This window comes from Candidatus Microbacterium colombiense (genome assembly GCA_029203165.1).
GTDB classification, from domain to species: domain Bacteria; phylum Actinomycetota; class Actinomycetes; order Actinomycetales; family Microbacteriaceae; genus Microbacterium; species Microbacterium colombiense.
In genome coordinates this window covers 3,294,991-3,315,716 of record CP119308.1, presented here as the reverse complement: position 1 = coordinate 3,315,716, position 20,726 = coordinate 3,294,991, and the positions used below count along the sequence as shown (strand labels likewise).

15 protein-coding genes are annotated in these 20,726 nt (G+C 70.2%); 8 read left to right on the top strand and 7 right to left on the bottom strand.

Going from position 1 to position 20,726, the window contains the following annotated elements:
* Nucleotides 1–19: 19 nt before the first annotated feature.
* The 5 genes from P0Y60_16175 to P0Y60_16155 form a co-directional block, all read right to left on the bottom strand.
* Nucleotides 20–427 (bottom strand): DapH/DapD/GlmU-related protein, encoded by a 408-nt coding sequence (locus P0Y60_16175; protein ID WEK60815.1) that lies wholly within the window; start codon nt 425–427, stop codon nt 20–22.
* Nucleotides 428–509: 82 nt separating this feature from the next.
* Nucleotides 510–1,283 carry an Fpg/Nei family DNA glycosylase gene (locus P0Y60_16170; protein WEK60814.1) on the bottom strand — a complete coding sequence of 258 codons (774 nt, stop codon included), beginning with the start codon at nt 1,281–1,283 and terminating at the stop codon, nt 510–512.
* On the bottom strand, nt 1,283–2,068 hold the full coding sequence (locus P0Y60_16165; protein ID WEK60813.1) for an EI24 domain-containing protein: 786 nt from the start codon (nt 2,066–2,068) through the stop codon (nt 1,283–1,285). The genes P0Y60_16170 and P0Y60_16165 overlap by 1 nt, the downstream gene beginning before the upstream one ends.
* A gap of 37 nt (nt 2,069–2,105) precedes the next feature.
* Nucleotides 2,106–6,782, bottom strand: coding sequence for a DEAD/DEAH box helicase (locus tag P0Y60_16160; GenBank protein WEK60812.1), 4,677 nt, complete (start codon nt 6,780–6,782; stop codon nt 2,106–2,108).
* 51 nt (nt 6,783–6,833) lie between these two features.
* Complete coding sequence (locus P0Y60_16155; GenBank protein WEK60811.1) at nt 6,834–8,198, bottom strand: hypothetical protein; 1,365 nt, start codon at nt 8,196–8,198, stop codon at nt 6,834–6,836.
* A 116-nt stretch (nt 8,199–8,314) separates the two neighbouring features.
* On the opposite strand from P0Y60_16155, the gene P0Y60_16150 reads away from it, so the two are divergent.
* Nucleotides 8,315–9,403, top strand: a complete 1,089-nt coding sequence (locus P0Y60_16150; protein ID WEK60810.1) for an ATP-binding protein — start codon at nt 8,315–8,317, stop codon at nt 9,401–9,403.
* Nucleotides 9,404–9,413: 10 nt separating this feature from the next.
* On the opposite strand, the gene P0Y60_16145 is transcribed toward P0Y60_16150, so the two are convergent.
* A complete protein-coding gene (locus tag P0Y60_16145) occupies nt 9,414–11,108 on the bottom strand; it encodes an ATP-binding cassette domain-containing protein (protein WEK60809.1) in 1,695 nt (564 codons plus the stop codon).
* A gap of 304 nt (nt 11,109–11,412) precedes the next feature.
* Nucleotides 11,413–12,069: an alpha/beta fold hydrolase gene (locus P0Y60_16140; protein ID WEK60808.1), complete on the bottom strand. Its 657-nt coding sequence runs from the start codon at nt 12,067–12,069 to the stop codon at nt 11,413–11,415.
* An 89-nt stretch (nt 12,070–12,158) separates the two neighbouring features.
* On the opposite strand from P0Y60_16140, the gene P0Y60_16135 reads away from it, so the two are divergent.
* The 7 genes from P0Y60_16135 to P0Y60_16105 all read left to right on the top strand — a co-directional run bounded on the left by P0Y60_16135 (nt 12,159) and on the right by P0Y60_16105 (nt 20,717).
* Nucleotides 12,159–12,761: a DUF4916 domain-containing protein gene (locus tag P0Y60_16135; GenBank protein ID WEK60807.1), complete on the top strand. Its 603-nt coding sequence runs from the start codon at nt 12,159–12,161 to the stop codon at nt 12,759–12,761.
* Between the two features lie 142 nt (nt 12,762–12,903).
* Nucleotides 12,904–14,721 carry a hypothetical protein gene (locus P0Y60_16130; GenBank protein WEK60806.1) on the top strand — a complete coding sequence of 606 codons (1,818 nt, stop codon included), beginning with the start codon at nt 12,904–12,906 and terminating at the stop codon, nt 14,719–14,721.
* A 105-nt stretch (nt 14,722–14,826) separates the two neighbouring features.
* The gene (locus P0Y60_16125) at nt 14,827–16,311 is read left to right on the top strand and encodes an APC family permease (protein WEK60805.1); all 1,485 of its coding nucleotides are present in this window, start codon (nt 14,827–14,829) and stop codon (nt 16,309–16,311) included.
* A gap of 30 nt (nt 16,312–16,341) precedes the next feature.
* Nucleotides 16,342–17,115 carry a gamma-glutamyl-gamma-aminobutyrate hydrolase family protein gene (locus P0Y60_16120; GenBank protein WEK60804.1) on the top strand — a complete coding sequence of 258 codons (774 nt, stop codon included), beginning with the start codon at nt 16,342–16,344 and terminating at the stop codon, nt 17,113–17,115.
* A 23-nt stretch (nt 17,116–17,138) separates the two neighbouring features.
* On the top strand, nt 17,139–17,903 hold the full coding sequence (locus tag P0Y60_16115) for a glucose 1-dehydrogenase (protein WEK60803.1): 765 nt from the start codon (nt 17,139–17,141) through the stop codon (nt 17,901–17,903).
* A complete protein-coding gene (locus P0Y60_16110; protein ID WEK60802.1) occupies nt 17,900–19,273 on the top strand; it encodes a glutamine synthetase family protein in 1,374 nt (457 codons plus the stop codon). Before P0Y60_16115 ends, P0Y60_16110 begins: the two co-directional genes overlap by 4 nt.
* Before the next feature lies 1 nt (nt 19,274).
* Complete coding sequence (locus P0Y60_16105) at nt 19,275–20,717, top strand: aldehyde dehydrogenase family protein (protein ID WEK60801.1); 1,443 nt, start codon at nt 19,275–19,277, stop codon at nt 20,715–20,717.
* Nucleotides 20,718–20,726 lie beyond the last annotated feature (9 nt).

Genomic DNA, 20,726 nt, shown 5'->3' with positions numbered 1-20,726 from the left:
CGTCCTGCTGGGGGGCGCGTCAGGCGGCGAGCCAGAGGCCCTTCGGATCGGTCGAGACGGTGAGCCCTGCGGCGACCGTCTCATCGTCGCCGATCCGTGCGCCGCGCACGATGCGCGCGCCGGCTCCGACGTCGGTGCGGACTCCGACATGAGCGTTGTCACCCACCGCGGCTCCCTGGCCGATGTGCGCGTGCGCGTCGATGTGCGCGCCTTCGCCGATCACGGCATCCGGTTCGATCCACGCACCTCGTGCGATCGTCGCCCCGGCGCCGATGCGCGCGCCCGGTTCGATGTAGGCACCGGCTTCGATGTGCGCCTTGGGGTGCACTTTCGCGCCGTGCGCCACGAGACCTCGGCCGTTCGCGTGCTTGCGGTACCGCAGCGTCGCGCCCTGGTCGTTCTCGATGTCGACGTAGTTCTTACCCACGATTCCTCCCGTGCTCCGGAGATGCCCCGGATATATGCACAACCATGGGATGGGTGTTTTCATTCCCTCGGAGGGATGCGGTTCAGCGCTGGCACGACGGGCACCAGAAGGTGATGCGTTCGCGGGTCGGATCGGCCCCCTGCTCCCCGCGTCGGATGCGGGTTCCGCAGCGTCGGCAGGGGCGCCCCGCGCGGCCGTAGACCCAGGTCGCCTGACCCGGTCGGTCGATGCCGGTGAACGTGCGTCCTGAGCGATCGCGGTTCGCGCGGATCGTGCGCACGCCGAGGTCGATCAGGGCCGCGACGTCGACCTCCGGCGTCGGCCGGGTGGGAAGGATTCCGCGCAGGAACAGGAGTTCTGCGGCGTACTCGTTGCCGAAGCCCGCGACGTTGCGTTGGTCGAGCAGCGCCACATGGATGCTGCGGGTGTCGGAGCCGAGGCGTCTCACCGCCTCGACGGCATCCCAATCCGGGGCGAGCGGATCCGGGCCGAGGTAGCCGACGAGCTGGTCCTCGTCACGGGTGGGCACGACCTCGATCTCGGCGATGTCGACGCCCACGGCTTCACGCTCCGCGGTGCCGACGATCGCGCGCACCTTGAACGCCGGATGCCGCCACTTCTCGCCCGGGCGGTAGATGAACCACGCGCCGTCCATGCGCAGGTGCGAATGCAGTGTGCTGTCGCCGACGCGCAGCAGCAGATGCTTGCCGCGCGAGCTCGCCCCGTGGATCGGCTGACCGGTGAGATCGATGGTCGCCGCCTGCGGCACGCGCAGATCGAAGCGGGTGCAGATGGAGCCCGCCAGAGCGTCGTCGAGCCGTCTGGCCGTGCGGAAGACGGTGTCGCCCTCGGGCATCAGCGCGCCTCGGGTTCGATGGCGGTTGTGTTGGTGAGGGGCGTGCTCGTGAGGGGCGTGCGCGCGAGCATCGTGCGCCCGAGCATCGTGGCGCCGGCGACGGCGGCGGGCATGACGGCGACGGCCCCGCCGGGAACGAGGAAGCAGAGCTGTGTGGCGACGCCGAAACCGAGAACGCGGGCGCGGCTGCCCGAGAACAGCGCGGCGCGGTCGAGAGGCGTCAGGTCGCGGGCATCGAACGCGCGGCCGGTGAGCTCGCGAGCGAGCATGCGACCGGACAGGATCAGACCGGCGATGGGGCCGAGGAAGCCCCCGACGAGCGGGATGAACCCGAGGAGCAGGACGAGGATCGCGATGAGCAGTCCGAGCAGCACGAGGCGGAGTCCTTCGCCGAGCGTCGTCCAGAAGCTCCCGCCGTCGGCCGGAGGGGCGTCACCGAGGTCGAGCTCGACCGCGCGCCAGATGCGCTGATAGAAAGGGTCGCCGATCGTCAGCGTCAGGGCGGTGAAGACGGCACCTGCGAGCGCGAGCCCCGCGGCCACGAGCACGAGGCTGACGGCACCGCGCAGCAGGCCCCGCCAGGGCTCCGTCCATCCCTCGGCGAAGGGAGTGAGCCATGTCGAGATCGAACCGGTGCCCAGCACCAGAGGGACGAGCACGGCGACAAGGACGATGACCGCGATGACGGCGGGGATCAGTCCGAGAGCCATCAGCCCCGGGCGGGTGCGCCAGACACCGAACCCGCGCAGCAGGAGGCGGACGCCGGTGCTGAACTCCCGGATCACGGGGCGGCTCGATTCACGGGGCGGCTCGATTCATCGGTCAGACGGCCTTTCGCAGCGTGTATCCGCGCGGGGTCGCGACGAATCCGGCCTCCTGCAGCGCCAGCGCGAGCTCGGTGCCGTAGACGCCCTCGCCGTTGATCTTCTCGACCGTCAGGGTGTCGAGCCGTCGCGCACGTGCGGTCGCTGCGAGGTCGGTGGCCGCGGCCCGCAGCACGTCGCCGTCGCTGCCGAACGACAGCACCGTGCGTCCGCCGCGTTCGAGATACAGCACCAGCGCACCGTCGACCAGCACGACCAGCCCTCCGGCTTTGCGGCCGGGGCGGTGCGAGACCTCGTCGAGCTTCGGCCAGGCGAGCGCGGCGCCGTAGGGGTTCGCCGGATCGGTGGCGGCGAGCGTCACCGCCTTCCGCGGCGGAGGGTCGGCGAGCCCGGCGTAGGTGCGCAGGCGATCGACCGTGGCGGATGCGGCGAACTGCGCGGCACCCAGCTTCTCGATCACGTAGCCGCGGCGGCAGTGCCCGGCCTCTTCGAATCCCGCCAGCACGCGGTACGTCTGGGCGAAGCCGCCCGGCACGCCCTCCGCCTGCACCGCCCCGCGCGTCACGACGCCGTAGCGATCGAGCAGGAGCCCGGCGCTGACGGTGGCGCGCCGCGCCGCATCGGTCTCGGCGGTCGGGAGCAGCGACCAGCGCCCGCCGATCGCGGTCGGACGCGGGGCCGAACGCGTCAGCGACATCCCGCGGTAGGTGCGGGTGCGCGGCGCCTTGCGCGTCACCCGATGCGCCTGCGACCCTCCGGCCAGCAGTGACCGGATCGGCGCGAACGTGTCGTTGGTGATGTGACCGGACCACGTGAGCGACCACAGCGCCTCCAGCACCGACTGCTCGTTCTCGGCCGACGTCATCTCTTTCAGCTGACCGGCGAAGTACGCGCCGCCCGCCTGCAGCGCGGTCAGAAGGCGGGCCTCGAGCGAGTCGGCGCCGATCTCGGTGTCCGGTTCGGGAAGGGTGAACGGTGCGAGGTCGGCCGGATGGAGCGACACCCAGCCGTCGCGCCCGGGAAGAGTGCCGTGCCCTGACCAGATGACCTCGCCCGAACTCGTGAGCTCGTCGAGCATCGAGGGGGAGTAGTCGCGCACGCGGGACGGCAGCACCAGAGACTCCCAGGCGCTCGCGGGGATCGGCACCCCGGCGAACTGCTCGATCACGCCGATGACGCCGTCGAGTCCCTCGAGGGGGCGCGTCAGATGCTGCCAGTCGGGCAGGAACCGCGCATACGCCTCGGGGGAGACCGGTTCGACACTGCCGCGGATGGCCGCGAGAGACCGCATGCGCAGACGGCGCAGCACCTCGGTGTCGCACCACTCGATGTCGGAGCCGGATCCGGCCGCCTCGGGGAGGAAGTACCCGCTGGTGAGGCGACCCGCCGACTCCAGGCGCTGCAGCGTGTGTCGCGCCACCGCTGCGCCGATGCCGAAGCGTGAGGCGATCGCATCGGTCGTGAAGGGGCCGTGTGTGCGCGCATGGCGTGCGACGAGGTCGCCGAGAGGATCGGCGAGGGGTTCGAGGAAGGCGACGGGGATGCCGGTGGGAAGCGCCGCGCCGAGAGCATCGCGCAAGCGGCCGGCATCCTCGATCGCGGCGATCCGCTGCGCACCGGCGATCGTCACGGGGATCGCGCGGCGGGCGGCCACCAGGGCGTCGAGGTGTGCGGCCGCGACGGTGACATCGCCGGGGCTGACACCGGCCGCACTGGCACCCGCTGCACCGGTTCTGGCCGCGCTGGTCGCTTCCGAGGCTGAGGCGTCGGCGGGGGCGGCAGTCTCGGCGGTCTCGGGGGCGAGCCTCGCGGCCACCTCCGCGGCGTCGAGCGGGCCCAGCATGCGCAGCAGATCGGCGACCCCCTCGAGACCGCGCGCCCGGCGCTCGGGGTCGAGGCGCTGTGCCTCCCGCTCGAACTGCGCGATGACCTCGGGGTCGAGCAGCTCGCGCAGCTCGACCGTGCCCAGCAGCTCACCCAGGAGCGCGGGGTCGACCGAGAGCGCTGCGGCTCGGCGCTCGGCCAGCGGCGAGTCGCCCTCGTACATGAAGGCGCCCACGTAGCCGAACAGCAGGTCGCGCGCGTACGGCGAGGGCTGCCCTGGTTGCGTCTCGACCAGGCGCACACGGCGGTCGGCGATCGAGGTCGCGAGGCGTCGCAACGACGGCAGGTCGTAGACGTCCTGCAGTACCTCGCGCAGCGTCTCGAGGATCACGGGGAACGTCGGATGCCGTCGGGCGACCTCGAGCAACTGCGCCGACCGCTGTCGTTGCTGCCACAGGGGCGACCGACGATTCGGGTTCGTGCGCGGCATCAGCAGCGCCCGCGCCGCGCATTCGCGGAAGCGGGAGGCGAACAGGGCGGATCCGCCGACCTCGTCCGTCACGAGGCGCTCGAGCTCGTCGGGGTCGAAGACGAAGAGTTCGGCGCCCGGGGGCTCGGCTTCGGCATCCGGGATGCGCACGATGATGCCGTCGTCGCTCGCCACGGCCGATCCCTCGACGCCCAGACGTTCGCGGACGCGGGCGTTGATCGCGAGCGCCCACGGCGCATGCACCTTCATGCCGTATGGGGAATGCAGGATGACCCGCCAGTCGCCGACCTCGTCGCGCCCGCGTTCGACCGTGAGCGTGCGATCGGTGGGCAGGGTGCCGGTGGCCTCGCGCTGCTCGGTGAGGTGGGCCATCAGGTTCGCCCGCGCCTGTTCATCGAGGCCGGCGTCGATGAGTCGCTGCGTGGCCTTCTCGGGAGCGGCGGTCGACACCTCACGCGAGAACCTGCCGAGCGCCTCGCCGAGTTCGAACGGGCGACCGATCCCGTCGCCGTGCCAGAACGGCACCTTGCCCGGCTGGCCATACGCAGGGATCACATTCACCCGGTCATGGGTGATCTCTGCGATGCGCCAGCTGGTGGTGCCGAGCGTGAAGACATCGCCCACCCGCGACTCGTAGACCATCTCCTCGTCGAGCTCGCCCACGCGCGCGCCCGTCGTCTCACCGGCGACGAAGACCCCGAACAGTCCGCGGTCGGGGATCGTGCCTCCGCTCGTCACCGCGATGCGCTGGGCACCCGGTCGGCCGGTGAGCGTGCCGGCATCCCGATCCCAGACCAGACGTGGCCGCAGCTCGGCGAATTCGTCGGAGGGGAAGCGCCCGGCCAGCAGATCGAGCGTCGCCTCGTACGCCGACCGCGGCAGCGACTGGAAGGGAGCGGACCGACGCACGGTCTCGAACCACTCCTCGACACTGATCGCCCCGAGCGCGCTGGCCGCGACCGTCTGCTGCGCGAGGATGTCGAGCGGATTGCGCGGCACCTGGATGGCCTCGATCTTGCCGGCCAGCATCCGCTCCGTCACGATCGCGGTGTGCAGCACATCGCCGCGATGTTTGGGGAACAGCGCCGCGCGGCTGATCTCGCCGACCTGGTGCCCTGCGCGTCCCACCCGCTGCAGGCCCGAGGCCGCCGAGGGCGGGGCCTCGACCTGGATCACGAGGTCGACGGCACCCATGTCGATGCCGAGCTCGAGGCTGCTGGTCGCCACGACGCACCGCAGCACGCCCGACTTCAACTCCTCTTCGACCAGGGCTCGCTGCTCCTTCGACACCGAGCCGTGGTGCGCCTTGGCGAGCACGGGATCGGCACCGGCCGTGGCTCCGGCCTGCGCCATCATCTGAGCGGGCACCTTCGCGTCGGGCAGCGGTGCGCCGATCCGCTCGGAGTAGATCTCATTGAGGCGTCCGGTCAGCCGCTCCGCGAGGCGTCGGGAATTCGAGAAGACGATCGTGGAGTTGTTCTGCAGGATGCGGTCGACGATCGCCTCCTCCACGTGCGGCCACACCGACCCGGTCACCTCGGTGTACTCGGCGTCGGACGACTCTCCCGAGACGCCCGGGGGCGGGGGAGGGTTGGTCATGTCGTCCATCGGCACGATGACCCCGAGCTCGAACGTCTTGGATGCCGGGGGTGCGACGATGTCGACCGGCGCGGAACCGCCGAGGAAACGCGCGACCTCATCGATGGGTCGGACCGTGGCCGACAGACCGATGCGCTGTGCGGGAGCATCGGAGCCGTAACCCGCACGCAGCGCGTCGAGGCGTTCGAGGCTCACCGCCAGATGCGCGCCGCGCTTGGTCGCGGCGACCGCGTGCACCTCGTCGATGATGACGGTGTGCACTCCGCGCAGCGTCTCGCCCGCCCGGCTCGTGAGCATCAGGTAGAGCGACTCGGGCGTCGTGATGAGGATGTCGGGTGGATCGGAGACGAGCTTGCGGCGATCGCTCGACGTGGTGTCGCCCGAGCGCACCCCGACGGTGACCGAGGGCGCGGGCACTCCCAGACGCCGGGCGGATTGACCGATGCCGATCAGAGGAGATCGCAGGTTGCGCTCGACGTCGACGCCGAGGGCCTTCAGGGGTGAGATGTAGAGGATGCGCGTGCGCGGTTCGCCCTTGGGTGGGACGGCGTCGTCGTGCGCCGCGCGTTCGCGGAACACGCTGTCGATCGCCCACAGGAACGCCGAGAGCGTCTTCCCCGAGCCGGTCGGTGCGACGACGAGGGCGTGCCGGCCGGCGGAGATGGCCTCCCACGCGCCGACCTGGGCGGCAGTCGGCGCGGGGAACGCACCCCGGAACCAGTCCTGCGTGGCCGGGGTGAAGCGTTCGAGCACGTCACCCATCTGTCCATCTTCGTCGAGACCACCGACATCCGGGGCGGGAACGCCCTCGAATCATGCCGCCGTGCCCGGGGCACGGTCCGCAGGCTCCGTGCCGGGCACGGAATCGCGATCCGGTCGGCGGACGAGCTGGACGACGACGACCGCGAGCACGGCGACGACGAACGTCGCGATGATCGTGGATCCCGACAGCGGCCGGGTGAAGAGCACGACCGCGGCCGAGATCGTGGCGATCGCCGCGAGCACCAGCACGTGATTGCGGTCGATCCACCGACCGATCGCCCCGGTCGTGATCCCTCGACGATCGCCGGCGGATCGCGCGGCGGCGGCGACGGTCCCGCTCGTCTCGCGCAGCCATCGAGCAGGTCGTGCCGGTCCGCTCGCCCATGCCGTCACGGCGACGGCGATCGCGAGAACCGCGATCGCGAGCACGGTGTTCGCCGCGGCGGCGGTGACGGCGTCGTAGATCACCTCCGCGGCGCCGGCCGTCACGGCACCGCCGGCGATCGCGGCCGCCGCGATCGTCCGGCCGATCGCGATCGCCAGCCCGAGCACTCCCATCAGGACGCCCGCGGCGATGGCGGTCGCGACCAGCGCGCGGCGCCGGTGACGCGCGGCGAAGACCCCAGCGGTGAGCAGTGCGAGCGCGACCCAGGGGAGCCAGGAGCCGACCGCGACGATCACGGCGTAGATCGCGGTGAGCGAGCCCAGCGAGGCGTCCTGCACGATCACGATGCTGCGATCGATGGCGGGGATCGCCTGGGCGAAGGTCACACCGTTGGCGAGCAGGCGGCTGCGCACCTCGGCGATGATCGGGCCCAGTTGCAGTTCGAGCGAGCCTCCCGCGGCGATGGTGAGGGCCGCTCCTGGATCGTTCTGCATCGTGGCGAGAACCTGTGTGTGGGTGGTACGCAGGGTCGCTGCCCAGATGTCGGAGAAGGCGGGCGACGCGATGAAGTCCTCGACGGTGCCGCGCACGAGCGACTGCAGCCCCTGTGCGATCGGTGCCTGGAGCAGTCCGAGAGCGGATGCCGCACGGGGCGGGAGATCGAGGCCGGAAAGCCCATCGAACACGGTCGCTGTCAGGCCGGGGAGGTCGACGGCGTCGGTGATGGCGCCGGTGACGGCATCCGTCACGACTCCCTGCACCTCGGGGTCGTCGGCGAGGGGCGCGAACGTCGAGACGAACATCTCGGTATCGGTGAGCTGGTTCTTCGCATACGACGTCACGACGCTGATCGACCCCAGGGCCAGCCCGAGCACGATGAGCACGGCCGACAGCACCGACCATCCGCGAGAGCGGACGTGCCGCGGCGGGCCGGCGGGGACCGGAGCGCCCAGGGCGGTCTTCAGCCGGGCGTTCTCGGCTTCGAGCTCGGCGAGACGGGCCGCGAGCCCGACGGATTCCGGAGTCGTCATGGGATGAGTGTGACAGGTCGAGGGCTGCGGGATCGATCCTTCACGGTGGCGCTCGCGCCGTCGAACGAGGATGATCGCGTGCAGCGGCACGCAGGGCACGAACGGAAGGCAGCAGCATGACCACTCTCACGATCGGAAGCGCCGTCGATGATGCGGACACCGCGGTGCACCTCGATGCCCGCCGGTTCAACCGCCACACGTTCTGGTGCGGCCAGAGCGGCAGCGGCAAGACCTACGCGCTCGGGGTCGTGCTGGAACAGTTGCTGCTGCACACCGAACTCCCGCTGCTCATCCTCGATCCCAACGGCGACTACACGCGGCTGCGGGAGACGCGATCGACCGCCGCGGCCGACGACGCCTCGCGGATCGACGCCAGCGACATCCGCGTCTTCCGTTCCGGTCGCGCCGAAGGCGAGCCTCTGCACGTGCGGTACACCGAGCTCGCACCCGCGTCGAAAGGCGCCGTGCTCCAGCTGGATCCGATCGCGGATGCCGAGGAATACAACGTGCTCCTGCACTCCGACGCCGATACGGACGGGTTCGATGCGGCGTCGATGCTCGCGCGTCTCCGGGCCGCGGGCGATGAGGGCGAGCGCCGGCTCGCGAACCGCATGGAGAACCTGCAGGTCCTCGAATGGGATCTGTGGTCGCGCGGCGCGGCATCCGTCGTCGATGTGATCGACGAGCGTCCCCGTGCGACGGTGCTCGATCTGGGTGGATTCGCGCACCCTGCCGAGCCCAAGGTCGCCGCGCTCGCGGTGCTCGAACACCTCTGGGCGCGCCGCGAGGAGCGCAGGCCGGTGCTGATCGTCATCGACGAGGCGCACAATCTCTGCTCTCCGCATCCGCAGACCGCCGTCGAGCGAGCCCTGACCGAGCAACTGGTGCAGATCGCCGCGGAGGGGCGGAAGTTCGGCCTCTGGCTGCTGCTCTCGACGCAGCGCCCGACCAAGATCCACCCCAACGTCCTGTCCCAGTGCGACAACCTCGCGTTGATGCGCATGAACGCTCCCCGCGATCTCGCGGAGATCGCCGAGGTGTTCGGGTTCGCATCGGAGGACGCGATCCGCCGGTCATCCGGTTTCGCACAGGGCCAGGCTCTCTTCGCCGGCGGCTTCATCTCCCAACCGACCTTCGTGCAGATGGGTGCGCGGATCACCGAAGAGGCCGGCGGCGATGTGAAGGTCCCGATGCGCGCGGAGTGAGGGCATCGGCTCATCCCTCGGCTGTCTGCAACGCGCCGTCCGCCTCGATCTCCAGCCGGAGGTCGAGGTCGAGTCGGGCGAGGAATGCGTCGTCGTGACTCACGATGAGCACGGCGCCGCGATAGGCGCGCAGGGCGTCGACGAGCTGCTCGACCGTGTCGAGGTCGAGATTGTTGGTCGGCTCGTCGAGCACCACGAGGTGCGGTGCCGGATCTGCCAACAGCAGTGACGCGAGCGCCACCCGGAACCGCTCACCGCCCGACAGTGCGGCGACGGGGCGATCCGCCGTGGCCCCGCGGATCAGGAACCGGGCGAGCCGGTTGCGCAGCTCCTTCTCGGGCACGTGCGGCGCGGTCGCCGCGATGTTCTCGAACACGGAGCGCGTCTCATCCAGCCCGTCGACGCGCTGCGGCAGATATCCGATCAGCGAGGTATGGGCCTCGGCCTGCAGCTCCGGTCGTTCATAACTCCGGAGATCCGCGCCTTCCGGGGCCGATTCCGGCCGCACGGGCTCGTCGGGCACAGAATCTCCGGAGTTCTGGAGCCCGGAACCGGCAGCGCTCGCCACCAGCCGTTCCAGCAGCGTCGTCTTCCCCGCTCCGTTCCGTCCGACCAGTGCGACGCGCTCCGGACCCTGCACGACCCATGACCGCTGGCCGTCGCCGATCGTCGCGATCCGGCGGGCACGCGAGACCTGCGGATCGGGCAATTCGATCTTCATCGAGGCATCCGAGCGGATCCGCCGTCCGGCCTCTTCGTGCGCGCTGCGCGCGGCATCCTCCTTCGCTCCGACCTCGGTGCGCAGCTTGCCGGCCGACACCTCCGCGGCCATCTTGCGTCCGTGTGCGATGATCTTCGGCACCCGCTTCTCCCGCTCGGCCTTCTTCGCGGTACGGGACCGATGGGCGAGCTTCGTCTCGGCCTCGATCCGCTGCCGCTTCTCCCGGCGCACGCTCTGTGCCGCGTCGCGTTCGGCCTGTCTGGCGGCGTCCTGCTCGGCGTCCAGCCAGGAGCGCCACTGCGAATAGGGTCCGCCGAAGACGCTCAGGGTTTGGGCGTACAGCTCGGCCGTGTCGTCCATCAGCTCGAGCAGCGACACATCGTGGCTGACCACGACCAGCGTGCCCTTCCACGCCGTGATCATGGCGGCGAGCATCGTCCGCGCCTCACGGTCGAGGTTGTTGGTGGGTTCGTCGAGCAGCGTGATCGGCGCGCGGCGCAGCCGGATGCCGGCGATCGCCACGAGCACGGCTTCGCCGCCCGAGAGCTCGCCGATGCGGCGGTCGAGGAAGTCCGGGGCGAGCCCGGCCTCCGCGAGCGACACGACGGCGCGCGCTTCGATGTCCCAGTCGTCTCCCACCGCGTCGAAGTGCGCGGGGTCGACGTCACCGGCGGTGATGGCGCGCACGGCATCGAGCGCCGTCGCGACACCGAGCAGTTCGGCGACGCGGCGATCCACGTCGAGTGTCAGGCGTTGCGGCAGGTAGGCCACGTCGCCGGTGGTGGTGACGGTGCCGGACGTCGGGGCCAGTTCGCCCGCCATCAGGCGGAGGAGGGTGGATTTGCCGGATCCGTTGCGGCCGACGAGCCCGGTGCGGCCCGAGCCGAAGGAGCCGGACACCTCGCTCAGCGCGGTCGTGCCGTCGGGCCAGGTGAAGGTGAGGCGGTCGAGGGTGACCGATGCGTGCGGGGTCGGGGTTGACATGAGTGTCTCCAGTCGAGTGCGGGGAGCACTGACACCGAGACATCTCCTCAGTACCGACGGAGGTCGGAGCGTTCGCGGCACGTGGCGCAGTGATGCGGGGTGCACAACGGAGGGATGCGGCCGTGTGAGTCGGCGATCGTCGGGTCAGCGCGCGGGTGAGAGAGCGCGGAGGCGACGGATCAGATCAAAGGACTTCCAGACACGGCGGACAGGACTCAACGACGATACCCGGGCGTGTCGCCGGTGCGCAAGCCCGGGCGTGTCGCGCGGCGTTCGGCGGGAGAGGTGCGGCGGGAGACGCGGATCAGGACGCGGGGATCGCGTCGATCCACTTCGTGAGGAACGCCCGCACGTCGCTGAGTTCGTCTTCGGAGATGCTGTGCGTGAGACCGGCGTAGACGCGGCCGGAGAGTTCGGAATGGTCGGGGAGCCACTGGGCGGTGTGATCGACCAGTGCCGGAGGGATGACGTCGTCGTGAGACCCCCGACCCCAGAACACCGCAGGCCGGAGCTCCTTCAGATCGTCGTCGTGGGGCATCTCGCCCGGGGCGGCGTACCCGCTCAGGGCCACGACGGAGCCGAGCCGTTCGGGAGCGAGACGCAGCGCCTGGAGTGCGACCGCCGCGCCCTGCGAGAAGCCGAGCATCGCGACCGAGGACGCTCCGTCTGCAGCGACATCGAGCCAGCGCAGCACGGCTTCGGCCGCCGCCGTCACCGCGTCGGGGCTGCGTCCGTCGAGGCCTTCGATCGCGTACCAGGAGCGGCCGGGCATCGGCCACGGCGGAGCGAGAGGGGCGGCGATGGATGCCACGACGATGCCCTCCGGCAGATAGGGCACCAGTCCGAACAGGTCGCGCTCATCGGCGCCGTACCCGTGCAGCAGCACGAGCAGGGGCGCGCCCCTTCGGTCATCCGCCGACCAGAGGGTCGCGGCGTCATCGATCGTCAGGTCGTCATCCACCGTTTCATCCTGCCAGCAACGACCGACGTCGTCGGGGCCCCGACGTCCACGCTGTGTCCTCGCACGGGTGTGGCTGGTAGAAAGGACACATGGCGGTGCGTACACCTGATCCCGATCCCGAGCCCGACGACGGCCTCGGCGGCTTCGGCGATGGTCAGCCGCCGTCCCCGGATGGCAACCCGGGCTGGTTGAGCGACTTCGCCCTGGAAGAGGCGCGGCGTCACCTGCCGATGCTCTATGTCGAGGCGATCCCGGTGCGCACCGACGGCTCCGGTCAGGTGACCGAGATCGGCATCCTCCTCCGCTCGACCCCGATGGGGGAGATGACGCGGACGATCGTGTCGGGACGGATCCGTTTCGGCGAGACCATCCGCGATGCGCTCTTCCGCCACGTCGAGAACGACCTCGGCCCGATGGCGTTCCCGCTGCTGCCGCCGCAGCCGCTCCCGTTCACCGTCGCCGAGTACTTCCCGATCCCGGGCGTGAGCGCGTACCACGACGACCGCCAGCACGCGGTGTCGCTGGCCTTCGTGGTTCCGGTCACCGGCACCTGCGAACCTCGCCAGGATGCGCTCGAGGTCACCTGGTTCTCTCCGGAGGCTGCGGGCTCCGACGCTGTCGCGGCCGAGATGGAGGGCGGTCGGGGCACGTTGATCCGCCTCGCTCTCGCGAACCTCGGCCTGCTCCGCTAGGTCGGAACGCGCAACGTCCGCACTCTGCGCGTCGGGGTGTGGCGCGCAGGGGTGTTTCTCCGGTATCCATGTCTGTGGGGGATCTGTTCAGAGCGCCCACCCTGTGCGGTCACCCGGGCCGCTTCCTGCCTGAGAGGCCGCCATGACCTTCCCTGCCCGCATCCGTGCGTCGCGCGCCGCCGCGGTGGCGATCGCCACCGCTCTCTTCGCGTCGATGCTCGTCGCCGTCGCCGCGCCGGCCTCGGCGTCGACCACCATCGCTTCCGTGCCTGCCGCGGTCGACCCTGCGCATGTCTCCTTCGCTGATCGCCTCCCGCTCGCGCTCGCCGCAGCCGCGGCCGTCGCCGCGGAGTCTCCGGCCGAGGCGCCGGAAGGCAGCGCCGGCGTCTCCGGCACCATCGGCTTCCCCGGCGCGGTCGATCTGACCCGCGGGCGCACGTTCGTCGTCGCCTACGCCCCGGGGTCGAGCATCACCGCCCCGCTGGCCGCCGCCCCGGTCGCCGCCGACGGCACCTACGCGCTCTGGGCCCCGATCGGCCAGGTCGTCATCGCCGTGCTGTCAGAGGGCCGCGCGGTGTTCGACCTGTGGGGTCGTGACGGCGTCGGCCTCGACACCGCCCAGCCGGAGACGGTGGATGCCGCAGGGCTCCCGTACGACGCGACACTGGAGCCGTCGGCGCTGATCGCCGGCATGGTGACGGCGCCCGGAAACGTGAACATCACCGGCCAGAAGGTCGCCGCCGTGGTCTACCCGGCCGGAGGCTCCGGCGAGATCGCCACCGCCGCAGGCTACGTCACCGACGCCGGTACCTTCGCGGTCGGCGGGCTGCCGGCCGGCCAGTACCGCATCGCGTTCGTCTCGGCGGCTGCGGGAGCGGCATCCGAATGGTGGAACGACGCGCCCAGCTTCGCCAAGGCGGCCACGATCACCCTCGCACAGGCGCAGAGCCTGCCGTCTGTCGACGTCGTGCTCGCCGCGCTGCGCATCCTCGACTCCTCGGTCCCCACGATCAGCGGCACGACCACCGTAGGTCAGACGCTGAAGGCGGCGCCGGGCACCTGGACCGCAGGTGCGACTCTCACCTACCAGTGGTACGCCAACGGCGCGGCCATCGCGAAGGCGACAGCGGCCTCGTTCGCGCTCCCGGTGGCGGTCGCCGGCAAGCGGATCACGGTCAAGGTCACCGGCAAGAAGTCGGCCTTCGCGCCCCGTACCGAGACGTCTGCGGCGACGGCGGCCGTGGTGCGTCCGCTCACCGCGCCGACGCCCACCATCACCGGCACGGCCACGGTGGGGCAGACGCTCAAGGTCAAGGCGGGCACCTGGACGTCGGGCAGCCGCCTGACCTACCAGTGGTACGTCAACGGCGTCGCGGTGGCGAAGGCGACAGCGGCATCCTTCAAGATCCCGGCGTCCGCCACGAAGAAGACGATCACCGTCGTGGTGAAGGGAACCAAGTCCGGGTACGCGAGTGCGTCCAAGCGCTCGAAGGCGACCGCGGCGGTCAAGGGAATCCTCACCGCACCGACGCCGAAGATCACCGGCTCGACGATCGTCGGATCCCGGCTCACGGCATCAGCGGGCAGCTGGACGAGCGGAACCGTGTTGAAGTACCAGTGGTACCTGAACGGGAAGGCGATCAACCGGGCGACCGGATCGAGCCTGGTGGTGACCGCGGCCATGGTGAAGAAGACGATCACGGTCCGGGTCACCGGCACCAAGAGCGGGTACGTCACCGCCGCCAAGACCTCGGCGACGACCCGCGCCGTGAGCTACCCCGCCCGCACGAAGCCCGTCTCGGCGTGGAACTGCCCGAGCTGGGCGCCGATCAAGGGCAACGCGAACTCGGGGATCTACCATGTCCCCTCCGGCCAGTACTACTCGCGCACGAAGCCGGAGGAGTGCTTCTCCAGTGAGGCAGCGGCGGTCAAGGCGGGGTACCGCAAGTCGAAGCGCTGACTCCGCACGCGGCATGACGGGGCTCATCCGAGAGACCTCTTGCGCTCGATTGGGCTAATGGGCTAGAAAGTAGACCATTAGCCCAATCAGCAAAGGATGCTGCACATGGATGCTTCGACGACGACGTCGCAGAGCGCGGGAACGACACAGGGACGCGATCTGCGCGGAAATCTCGGAGCGGTCGCCGTCACCTTCATGGTGATCGCCGCGGCCGCTCCCCTCACCGTGGTGGGCGGCCTCGTGCCGATCGGCTACCTCGTCGGGAACGGGATCGGGTTCCCGGTGATGTTCCTCGTGGCCACCGTCATCCTGCTGCTGTTCTCCGTCGGGCTCACGGCGATGAGCCGCTACCTGCCCAAGGCGGGGTCGTTCTTCGTCTTCGCCACGCACGGCCTCGGCCGCACGCCCGGCCTCGCCACCGCGTACCTCGCCCTGATCTGCTACACGACGGTGCAGATCGCGGTGTTCTCGTACCTCGGCGCGACGATCAGCTCGAGCATCGCGCTGCTGGGCGGACCCGAGATCCCCTGGTGGCTTCTCACGCTCGCCAACATCGCGATCGTCGGCAGCCTCGGCTACCGCCGGATCGAGCTGAGCTCCCGGGTTCTCGTGATCGTGCTGTTGGCCGAGATCGGCATCGTCGTGCTGCTCGGCGTCGTGATCCTGATCACCGGCGGGGCGGAGGGCGTCACCTTCGGCACCTTCGTGCTGCAGAACGTCCTCTCCGGCGCTCCCGCGCTGGGACTGATGTTCGCGATCGCGAGCTTCATCGGCTTCGAATCGACGGTCGTCTACCGCGACGAGGTGCGCAATCCCGAGCGCACGATCCCGCGCGCCACCTATGCGTCGGCGATCGTGATCGGACTGTTCTACGCCTTCGCCTCGTGGACGATCGTGATCGGCGTCGGCGAAGGGTCGATCGTCGATGAGGCGGCGGCGGATCCCACGACGCTCATCACCCGCGTGACCGAGCAGTACCTGGGGCCCGTGGGATCGGTGATCGTGGCGCTGCTCTTCCTGGGGAGCATGTTCGCCGCGGTGCTGTCGCTGCACAACGTGCTGACGCGGTATCACCATGCGATGGCCAACGCCCGGCTGCTGCCCGACCGTGTCGGTAGCGTGCACAGGACGCACGGCTCACCGCACATCGCCTCGATCGTGCAGGTGGCGACGTCCGCGCTCGCGGTGATCGTGTTGGCGCTCATCGGCTTCGCGCCGGAGAACATCTTCTCCTGGTTCGCCGGTATCGGAACCCTGGCGATCGTCATCCTGATGGCGGTGACCTGCCTCGCCGTGATCGTCTACTTCGCGCGCAACCGTGTGCTGCGCAGCCCCTGGCACACGGTGATCGCCCCGAGCCTCGGGTTCCTCGGCCTCGCCGTCTCAGCAGCCCTCATCGCCGCGAACTTCCCCCTGCTCGTGAGCGATGTGGATGCCGACGGCCAGCCGGCATGGGGACCGATCAGCATCACCCTGGTCTCCGTCGTGGTGGTGGCGCCCGTGATCGGACTCATCCAGGCGGCCGTCATGCGCGCGACATCGCCCGAGGCGTATGCCCAGATCATCCGCCGCTTCGACGAGAACGCCTGACGCGACGCCCCCCCGCACCGGACACGAAAGATGGACATCATCAGCATCCCCACCTCACCCCGCCCTCTGATCGGGATCACCGGTCGCCGCACCCGCGCCGGAGTCATCGGCGCTCCGCACGGTTTCGCCGATGCGCCGCTCGAGGCCTACCTCAGTGAATACGCCACCTCGATCGTCCGCGCCGGCGGGCTGCCCGTGCACCTGCCGATGGATGCTGCGCCGGACGACCTCGTCGACCGTCTCGACGGCGTGGTGATCGTCGGCGGCGACGACGTCGATCCTCGGCGCTACGGGCAGGCGCCCGGCCCGTTCACGGTGCTCGTCGATCCGCAGCGCGATGACTTCGAATCCGCGGTGATCGAGGCGGCGATCGACCGAGGTGTTCCCGTCCTCGGCGTCTGCCGCGGTGCGCAGTTGATCAACGTCGTCCGTGGGGGCACTCTGCGCCAGCACCTCGCGCTCGGCGAGGGAGAATCGCACGGCTCCTACGCCTACCCGCGCGCGCAGCGCGTGCATGAGGTGCGCACGACTCCCGGGAGTGTGACGCACGCCCTGTACGGATCGACGACGCGCGTCAACTCCTTCCACCACCAGGCCGTCGACATCCCCGGACGCGGGATCGTCGTCACCGGCACCGCCCCCGACGGGGTGGTCGAGGCCATCGAGATCCTGGATCTCCCCGTCGTCGGCGTGCAATGGCACCCCGAGACGTTCGGAGGCGATCCGATCTTCGGCTGGCTGATCGAGCAGTCCACCGCCTACTCGTCGCTCGGCGCCGCATCCGCCACCCAGCACGTCGCCTAGGCGTCGCAGAACAAGGAGAAGTCATGAGACACGCAGACAAGAACGTCTTCATCACCGGAGCAGGTTCAGGGATCGGCCGCGAGACGGCGCGACGACTCGCCTCCGAAGGGGCGCGGGTGCTGGTCACGGACGTGTCGCTCGATGGGGCCGCCGAGACCGTGGCGCTGATCGAGGGCGCAGGGGGCGTCGCGCTCGCCGCGCAGGTCGACGTGCGATCGCGGGAGCAGATCCGGGCGGCCGTCGATCTTGCCCGCGAATCCTGGGGAGCCCTCCACCTGCTCGTGAACAACGCGGGGGTGGTCACCGAGCATTCCTTCGAGACGCTCACGGAGGAGGCGTGGGACTTCGTGTTCGACATCAACCTCAAGGGGCAGTTCCTCGTCGCGCAGGAGGTGGCTCCGCTGATCGGCGAATCCGGTGGCGGCGCGATCGTGAACCTCTCCACCGTCGAGGCGCTCGTCGTCGTCACGAGCACCGGCACCGCCCAGCCGCACTACAACGCGAGCAAGGGCGGCGTGCCCATGCTCACGAAGGCGCTCGCGGTCGAGCTCGCCGCCCGCAACATCCGGGTCAACTGCGTGGCTCCGGGGCCGATCGCCACCGACTTCTTCGACTACGAGAGCGTCACCAGTCCCGAGGCGTTGGAGTTCATGAAGCAGCGGCTGCTCGTGCCACGTGTCGGGCTCCCCGCCGACATCGCCGCCGCCGTGTCGTGGCTGCTCAGCGATGAGGCATCGTGGATCGACGGCATCCAGCTGCCCGTCGACGGAGGGTGGCTGACGCGATGATCGACGACGTGCGGCTCGCCCCCGACGAGCTCGAGGCGGCGGGCATCCGCACCGTGATCGTGGCGACGCCCGACCTGCAGGGACGCCTGGTCGGGCGCCGCATCCCCGTAGAGGGCTTCGGCCGCGTGGTGGAGAACGGCGTCGACATCTGTACCTGCGCCTGGGCGTGGGACATCGACCAGGGGCTGGAGTTGATCGACGCGAACAAGTTCGCCCTGTGCGGAATGCACAACGGGGTGCCCGATGTGACGCTGATCCCCGATCTCGAGACGCTGCGTCCCGCTGCCTGGCTCGATGGCGTCGCGATCTGCCTCGCCGATCCGGTCGACGTGCACACCCACGAACCGATGGCGCTCTCGCCGCGCGTGCTGCTCAAGCAGGAGCTCGCGCGGATCGCCGAGATGGGACTCACCCCGCAGGTGGGCACCGAGCTCGAGTTCTACCTGTTCCGCAACGATCCCCGTGAACTCCGCACGTCGGGATTCCGCGATCTGGAGCCGACGACGCTCACGCCCTCGGACTTCATGATCCACGAGGGCAACCTGTACGAGCCGTTCTTCCAGAAGCTGCGCGCAGATCTGCGGGCCAGCGGCATCCTGGTCGAGGCCGCGCAGAGCGAATGGGGCCTCGGACAGTGGGAGATGACCTTCACGTATGGGAATCCCCTCGAGATGGCTGACCGCCATGCGCTCTACAAGCTCGCGGTGCGTGACACTGCGGCCAGGGCGGGGATGTCGGCGACGTTCATGGCACGTCCGCTCAACGACCAGCCGGGGTCGTCGTGCCATGTGCACGTCTCCTTCCTCGACGAGGACGGCACCTCGGCGTTCTGGGACGACACGGCGCCCGATCACCTGAGCCCGCGCATGCGATCGGCCATCGCCGGCGCCCTCAGTCATGCCCCGGCGTTCATGGCCTGGTACGCGCCGACCGTGAACGCGTACCGCCGCAGCAACTCGACCGATGTCGCCGGCAGCGGGCGCACGTGGGGATTCGACAATCGCACGACGACCGTGCGGGTCGTGGGACACACCCCGTCCGCACTGCGCTTCGAGTTCCGCCTTCCCGGTGCGGACACCAACCCGTACTTCACGCTCACCGGAGTGCTCGCATCGGCGCGCGACGGGATGCGCAGCAGCGCGCGACTCGATGCCCCCGTCATCGGCAGCGCCTACGACCTTCCGGGGGACGGGGCGATGCCCACCGACCCGAGGCAAGCGGGCGACCTGTTCGGGGCGAGTCCGCTCGTCGCCGACATCCTGACCCCCGACCTCATCTCGCACCAGCAGGTGCTGCTCACGCACGAGTGGACGACGTTCATGTCGCGCGTGAGCGACTGGGACCTGCACCGCTACTTCGATCGGATCTGACATGACCTACCCCGCGCTGCGCACGTGGATCGGCGGCGACGCCGAGGAGAGCCCGGAGAGCGACGGCACGTGGCTGCACGATCCGAACACGGGTACTGCCATCGCCGCCTGTCTCTCGAGCTCGACGGATCAGGTCGATCGCGCGGTCGGTGCGGCTCAGGCCGCGCATGACGACAGGCGCTGGCGGGGACTCGCGCCCGAGCTTCGGGCGGAGAAGCTCGACGCGCTCGCGGACTGGATCGACGCGCGCGCCGAGGAGATCGCGCGGCTCGACGCCATCAACAGCGGTGTTCCGATCTCGGTCACGCGCCTGTTCGGAGGGGCCAACGGGGCGACGCTCCGCGACGCCGGGCGGCGGGCAGTCGCCGTCGGAGACTCGCGCGCGCTTCCCGCCGATCAGGGCGGCGTGCGATCGCATCGGGTGCCGTGGGGACCCACCGCGCTGATCCTCCCGTGGAACGCCCCATCGGCGATGGCGGTGAAGAAGACCGCGTTCGCGCTCGCCGCCGGCGCGGTCGTCGTGCTCAAGCCGTCGTCGTTCTCGCCGTGGAGTGCGCAGGTGCTGATGGAAGGAGCGCAGGCGGTCGGTATCCCCGACGGCGTCATCTCGCTGGTGCAGGGGAGCGGAGGCGTGGGTCGCCGCCTCGTCGCGGATGAGCGGATCGCCGCGATCTCGATGACCGGGTCGACGCCGACGGGGCGGGCGATCGCGGCCACGGCCGCCGCGCGCTTCGCTCGCCTGCAGCTGGAGCTTGGATCGAACAACGCCGCGATCGTGCGCGCCGACGCCGACCTGCCCTCGACGGCGAAGGCTCTCGCCGACGGGGTGCTGAAGCTCTCCGGTCAGTGGTGCGAGGCGCCGCGGCGCGTGCTCGTCGACCGCGCGCGCCGAGACGAACTCGCAGCCCTGCTGGTCGACGAGTTCGGCCGCAGGGTCATCGGGTCGAGCCTGGATGCCGAGACCGAGGTGGGCCCGGTGGCCTTCGCCGCCCGACGTGAGGAGTTGGAGGAGCAGCGCGATCGGCTGCTCGCTCAGGGCGCCGACGTCGTGCGCGCGGCGGAGGTGCCCACGCACGGTTCGTTCTTCGCCCCCACCGTCGCCGTGCTCGACGGCCCGGGCCTCCCCGACGAGGTCTTCGGGCCGATGATCCTGGTCGGCGGATACTCCGATGAGGAGGAGGCCGTCCGGCTGGCGAACACGGGCCAGGTCGGACTCGCCGGGTACGTCTTCGGCGCCGACATCCCCGCCGCCGCCGACCTCGGCACCCGTCTCGTCGCGGGCGAGGTGAAGGTGAACGGCACGAGCGTGCTCGACATGTCCCCGTCCTCGGCGCAGAGCTTCTTCGGCGCCAGTGGTCTCGGCGGTCACGGCGATGACGATGTGCTTGACTTCTTCGTGGGGAAGCAGATCGTCGGCGTGGACCGCCCGGGGCTCCCCCTCTAGACGGACGGA